This is a genomic window from Gammaproteobacteria bacterium (assembly GCA_016765075.1).
Classification (GTDB): Bacteria; Pseudomonadota; Gammaproteobacteria.
In genome coordinates, this window is the sequence record JAESQP010000078.1 from 1 (window position 1) to 5,832 (window position 5,832).

At 44.1% G+C, this 5,832-nt stretch carries 6 protein-coding genes; all 6 read left to right on the forward strand.

The annotated features are described in order from the left end of the window. Positions 1-2,353, forward strand: a 2,353-nt coding sequence (locus JKY90_04655; protein ID MBL4851556.1) for an NADH-quinone oxidoreductase subunit G, incomplete at its 5' end; no start/stop codon positions are given. Between the two features lie 16 nt (positions 2,354-2,369). Continuing rightward, positions 2,370-3,428: an NADH-quinone oxidoreductase subunit NuoH gene (gene nuoH / locus JKY90_04660; protein MBL4851557.1), complete on the forward strand. Its 1,059-nt coding sequence runs from the start codon at positions 2,370-2,372 to the stop codon at positions 3,426-3,428. Between the two features lie 26 nt (positions 3,429-3,454). Next, the gene (gene nuoI / locus JKY90_04665) at positions 3,455-3,943 is read left to right on the forward strand and encodes an NADH-quinone oxidoreductase subunit NuoI (GenBank protein MBL4851558.1); all 489 of its coding nucleotides are present in this window, start codon (positions 3,455-3,457) and stop codon (positions 3,941-3,943) included. A gap of 48 nt (positions 3,944-3,991) precedes the next feature. Beyond that, the gene (locus tag JKY90_04670; GenBank protein ID MBL4851559.1) at positions 3,992-4,624 is read left to right on the forward strand and encodes an NADH-quinone oxidoreductase subunit J; all 633 of its coding nucleotides are present in this window, start codon (positions 3,992-3,994) and stop codon (positions 4,622-4,624) included. Continuing rightward, entirely contained in the window at positions 4,621-4,926 is a 306-nt protein-coding gene (gene nuoK, locus JKY90_04675) for an NADH-quinone oxidoreductase subunit NuoK (GenBank protein MBL4851560.1), read from the forward strand. The genes JKY90_04670 and nuoK overlap by 4 nt, the downstream gene beginning before the upstream one ends. A 19-nt stretch (positions 4,927-4,945) precedes the next feature. Next, a partial coding sequence (locus JKY90_04680) for an NADH-quinone oxidoreductase subunit L (protein ID MBL4851561.1) occupies positions 4,946-5,832 on the forward strand: 887 nt, incomplete at its 3' end.

Sequence of the window (5,832 nt, forward strand, 5' to 3'; positions counted from 1 at the left end):
AATAGAAATAGACGGTCAAAAGCTCGAAGCAGAAAATGGTGCGCTGCTGATTGAAGTGGCCGATAAAGCCGGTATTCATATCCCGCGGTTTTGTTATCACGACAAATTGTCTATCGCAGCTAATTGCCGTATGTGTTTGGTCGAAGTTGAAAAATCACCCAAGCCTCTGCCTGCCTGCGCAACACCTGTTATGGATGGCATGACCATTTATACCAAATCGCCACAAGCCTTGGCTGCACAGCGCGGTACTATGGAGTTTCTATTAATTAACCACCCGCTTGATTGTCCGATTTGCGATCAAGGTGGTGAGTGTGACTTGCAAGATACGGCCATGGGTTATGGTGCCAGTTCATCTGACTACACCGATGTCAAGCGTGTAGTCAAAGATAAAAATCTTGGCTCGCTGATTAATACTGACATGACACGTTGCATTCATTGTACGCGTTGTGTTCGCTTTGGCCAGGAAATCGCTGGCATTATGGAGTTAGGCGTCACGGGTCGTGGTGAGCACATGGAGATTGGTACTTATATAGAAGAGAGTATTGATTCAGAGCTGTCGGGCAATATGATTGATCTTTGTCCTGTTGGTGCATTGACCTCAAAACCTTTCCGCTACACCTCGCGTCCGTGGGAGCTAAGCTCGAGCGAAACGATTGCGCCGCACGATTGTTTGGGTTCAAACATTGTTATTCATAGCAGTTTTAACGAAATCAAGCGTGCACTACCACGTGATAATGAAGATATTAATGAATGCTGGATTTCTGACCGTGATCGCTTTTCTTATGAAGGCCTGAATAACGATCGCTTATTGCAACCCATGGTTAAAGAACGTGGCGAGTGGCAAGAGGTTGACTGGCAGACTGCGTTAACAAAAGTGGCGCAAGATCTTGGCAAAATTAAAGACCAACATGGTGCCAGCCAGATTGGTGCTTTGTTATCACCGTCTTCAACGTTAGAAGAATCATTTTTATTGCAAAAGCTCATGCGTGGCTTAGGTTCAAGTAATGTTGATCATCGCCTACGCCAACAAGACTTTAGTGCCGATGAGTTTGCGCCAGATTATCCAAGTCTGGGCATGCGTATTAGCGAACTAGATCAGCTTAACGCAGCTTTGTTGATTGGTTCAAATATCCGTAAAGAGCAACCCATTGCGGGACATCGCTTGCGTAAAGCGACGCTGGCTGGCGCAAAAGTGTCTTTTGTTAACGGTTTGGATTATGAGTTTAGCTTCGCTGTGTCTAAATCAATCGTTGCTGTGCCATCACGTCATGTTGGTGAGCTTGCTGGTATCGCTAAAGCGCTTGTTGAGAAAGGCGCTAGTGCGCCAGATGGTATTGCTTTGTTGGTTGATGATGTGACCGTCACAGAATCGCATCGTGTCATTGCACAGCAATTGAGTGATGGTGATAAGTCAGCAGTAATATTAGGTACGCAATCGTTACATCATTATGATTATGCGGGCATCAAAGCATTGGCAACAGCTATTGCGAAGATGAGTAATAGCTCAGTGGGTGTATTAACTGATGGAGCCAATTCTCCAGGTGCTTGGTTGGCGGGTGCAGTGCCGCATCGTGTAATCGATGGTGCTGCCGCATCACGTAGTGGCCTTAATACGCAACAAATGCTTATACAACATTTAAAAGCCTATGTTTTGTTAGGGATTGAACCGGAGTTTGATATTGCTAATGCAGCGCAAGCGATTAACGGTTTATCACAGGCAGAGCTAACAGTCATGTTGACACCTTATGTGACGGATTCAATGCGTGCTTATGCCGATGTTTTATTACCGGTTGGTCCTTTCTCTGAAACGTCGGGGACCTTCGTTAATATCGAAGGCAGTTGGCAAAGCTTTGCTGGCTCTGTTGCTTCACCAGGCGAAGCCAGGCCAGCTTGGAAAGTGTTACGCGTGCTAGGAAATCTCTGTCATATAGAGGGTTTTGATTACACTAGTTCTGAAGAAGTACGTGACGACATTGTGCGCATGACCTCTGACGCACCTAATTTAGCCGGTGGTTGGTGTTGTCCCACAGAATTAAAAGCAAGTAATGATCAGCTGCAAATAGTCAGCGATATCCCTATATATGCTGTAGATGCGACGGTACGTCGATCTCAGGCATTACAAGATACGATTGATGCTAAAAACTCGCAATTGGTAGGCATGAATAGTCGATGTGCTGAAAAATATGGCCTATCGAATGCTGATCAAGTGCACTTAAGTACATCAGGTACAGAAATATCTTTACCACTACAAATAAACGAACGTGTACCAGATGATTGCGTATACATACCGATTGGTGTGCCTACGACAGTCATGTTTGATTTTAGCCAACAAGCTGTGCAAATCCAGCGTTAGCGAGACAGATAAGTAGATGTTGCAAATCGTGCTCGATAGTTGGAATTGGCTCCCTGAGTTAATTCAAATACTACTCAAGATTGTTGTCATCGTAGTGCCAATCATGCTGTCTGTTGCTTATTTAACCCTGGCAGAGCGTAAGGTTATTAGTTATATGCAGGTGCGTATCGGGCCAAACCGTGTGGGTCCGTTTGGTTTGCTTCAGCCCATAGCTGACGGCCTTAAATTGGCGCTGAAAGAAATTATTATTCCAACCAATGCCAACCGTTTTTTGTTTGTTATTGCGCCGCTTTTAGTATTGGCTCCGGCATTGGCGGCATGGGCAGTCATTCCGTTTGATGAAGGGCTTGTTCTGGCAGACATCGATGCTGGTTTATTATATATCCTGGCCATGACATCGATCGGTGTTTACGGTGTCATTATTGCTGGTTGGGCTTCTAACTCAAAGTATGCATTCTTGGGTGCGCTGCGTAGTTCAGCGCAAGTCGTATCCTATGAAATCGCAATGGGTTTTGCCTTGGTTACCGTATTAATGGCAGCAGGCAGCTTGAATCTGCAAGAAATTGTTTTGAGCCAGCAGGGCGGCATTGGTCATTGGTTTCTTTGGCCATTGTTGCCAATGTTTATTGTCTATTTTATTTCCGGTGTGGCTGAAACTAACCGCGCACCGTTTGATGTTGCCGAAGGTGAATCAGAGATTGTCGCTGGTTTTCACGTTGAATATGCGGGCATGACCTTTGCCTTATTCTTTTTGGCAGAATACGCCAGTATGATTTTGATTGCTGCGCTGACAGCCATTATGTTTATGGGTGGTTGGTTGTCACCGTTTGAAGGTGTTACGTTTTTGAATTTAGATGCTTTAACTTCTTGGGTGCCAGGTATTGCTTGGTTGTTACTCAAGATGAGTTTTTTCCTGTTCCTGTTTTTATGGTTTCGAGCAACTTTCCCGCGTTATCGTTATGATCAAATTATGCGCCTGGGTTGGAAGGTGTTTATTCCGATCACCATAGTCTGGATAGTGGTCACCGGTTTTCTGGTGTTAGGTGAAGTTGGTCCTTGGTTTGATAAGGCGTAGATGATGTTCTGTGAGAGAAAAATGCGATGAGTAAATTGGGACATTATTTTAACAGCTTCATGTTGGTCGAGTTATTTCGCGGCTTGATGCTCACCGGCCGTTATTTTTTTAAAAAGAAGATTACGGTTCAGTATCCAGAAGAAAAAACACCACAGTCGCCGCGTTTTCGTGGTCTGCACGCATTGCGTCGCTACCCGAACGGTGAAGAACGTTGCATTGCTTGCAAGTTGTGTGAGGCGGTTTGCCCAGCATTAGCAATCACCATTGAATCAGAAGAGCGTGAAGACAAGACGCGCCGTACCACACGTTATGATATTGATTTATTTAAATGTATTTTCTGTGGTTTCTGTGAAGAAGCTTGTCCTGTTGATTCAATTGTTGAAACACGGATTTTTGAGTACCACTTTGAAAATCGTGGTGAACATATTATGACAAAGGAAAAACTATTAGCTATTGGCGATGAAAATGAGCAACAGATCGCTGCTGACCGTGCACAAGATGCTGCGTTTAGATAACAATATGAACACATCATTTAATTTAACATTACAGGGAAGCGATTTAGTATGGCGATAGAGCCTGTAATATTTTATTTTTTTGCGGTAATACTGGTGGCAGCATCAGCCGCTGTTATCACGGTGCCCAATTCAGTACATGCAGTGTTGTTTCTGGTGTTGGCATTTTTCACTAGTGCGGGTTTGTGGCTATTACTTGAGGCAGAGTTTTTGGCTATTGTTCTGGTGCTGGTTTATGTCGGCGCGGTCATGGTGTTGTTTTTGTTTGTGGTAATGATGCTTGATGTTAATTTTGAGCCAACACGCGAAGGCTTTATTAAAAACCTGCCGATCGGAATTATTGTTGCGTTGATCATGGTAGTTGAAATTTTTCTGGTAGTTGGCCCTAATTTTGGTTTAGAGAATTATGCTGCGCCTGTGCCGCACGGCGCTGATTACAGTAACACCAAAGAACTGGGTTTAGTTCTTTATACGGTTTATCTCTATGCCTTTGAGTTGGCTGCCGCCATTTTATTATTAGCCATTGTGGCAGCGATTATGTTGACATTGCGCCGCCGACCCAGTAGTAAATATCAAGATCCTGGTGAGCAGGTATTGGCACGTAAAGCAGATCGCTTACGTATCGTAAAGATGGCGTCTTCGCCTAAACCTTCCTCTGAACCTAACGGCGGAACAGAGCCATGATTTCTTTATCTCATTTCCTTGTTCTTGGCGGGATTCTGTTTTGTCTCAGTATCGCTGGTATCTTCTTGAACCGTAAAAATGTCATTATCTTGTTAATGTCTATTGAGCTGATGTTGCTGGCTGTTAATATGAACTTTATCGCCTTCTCACATTTTCACGGTGATATTGCTGGGCAAATTTTTGTCTTCTTTATTCTTACTGTCGCCGCTGCAGAAGCAGCCATTGGTTTGGCTATCTTAATCACCGTGTTCCGCAATCGTCGGACGATTAATGTTGGTGAGTTAAATGAATTGCAGCAGTAGCAGAGGGCGACAGTAGATCATGGATAAGGTATACCTGATACTCGCCTTGTCACCGCTTGTCGGCGCCATTATTGCCGGTTTGTTCGGTAAGAAAATTGGCTGTTCTGGTGCCCATTGGGTGACCATTATTGGCGTAGCGATTTCATTTATTTTATCGCTGGTGGTGTTTAATCACATCATACTCAACGACGCACCGACCTATAATGAGACGGTCTATCAATGGCTGTTGAGTGACGGCATCAACTTTGAGATAGGTTTTTTGGTTGATGAATTAACCGCGACGATGTTGATTGTGGTCACCTTTGTTTCACTAATGGTACATATTTATACCATTGGTTATATGCGCGATGATCCGGGTTACCAACGCTTTTTCAGTTATATTTCACTCTTTACCTTCTCCATGTTGATGTTGGTTATGGCTAATAACTTCATGCAGTTATTCTTTGGCTGGGAAGCAGTAGGGCTAGTGTCTTATTTGCTGATTGGCTTTTGGTATAAAAAACCCACAGCGATTTATGCCAACCTCAAAGCATTCTTAGTTAACCGTGTGGGTGATTTTGGTTTCTTATTGGGCATTGCTGCGGTGTTGATGTACTTTGGTTCACTTGATTATGCCGAAGTGTTTGCTGGTGCCGCTGATCATGCTGATACCACTATTAGTATTTTCCCTGGTGTTGAATGGTCATTAATGACAGTTATTTGTATTTTGCTGTTTATCGGCGCTATGGGTAAATCAGCACAAGTACCGCTGCACGTTTGGTTGCCCGATTCAATGGAAGGTCCAACGCCGATTTCTGCTTTGATTCATGCGGCAACCATGGTGACTGCCGGTATTTTTATGGTCTCACGCATGTCGCCATTGTTTGAATGGTCAGAGACTGCATTGAGTGTAGTCCTGGTGATCGG

Coding starts and splice junctions, on each gene's coding strand:
- nuoK (MBL4851560.1), top strand. CDS start 4,621: ATGATTTCTTTATCTCATTTCCTTGTTCTTGGCGGGATTCTGTTTTGT.
- nuoH (MBL4851557.1), top strand. CDS start 2,370: ATGTTGCAAATCGTGCTCGATAGTTGGAATTGGCTCCCTGAGTTAATT.
- nuoI (MBL4851558.1), top strand. CDS start 3,455: ATGAGTAAATTGGGACATTATTTTAACAGCTTCATGTTGGTCGAGTTA.
- JKY90_04670 (MBL4851559.1), top strand. CDS start 3,992: ATGGCGATAGAGCCTGTAATATTTTATTTTTTTGCGGTAATACTGGTG.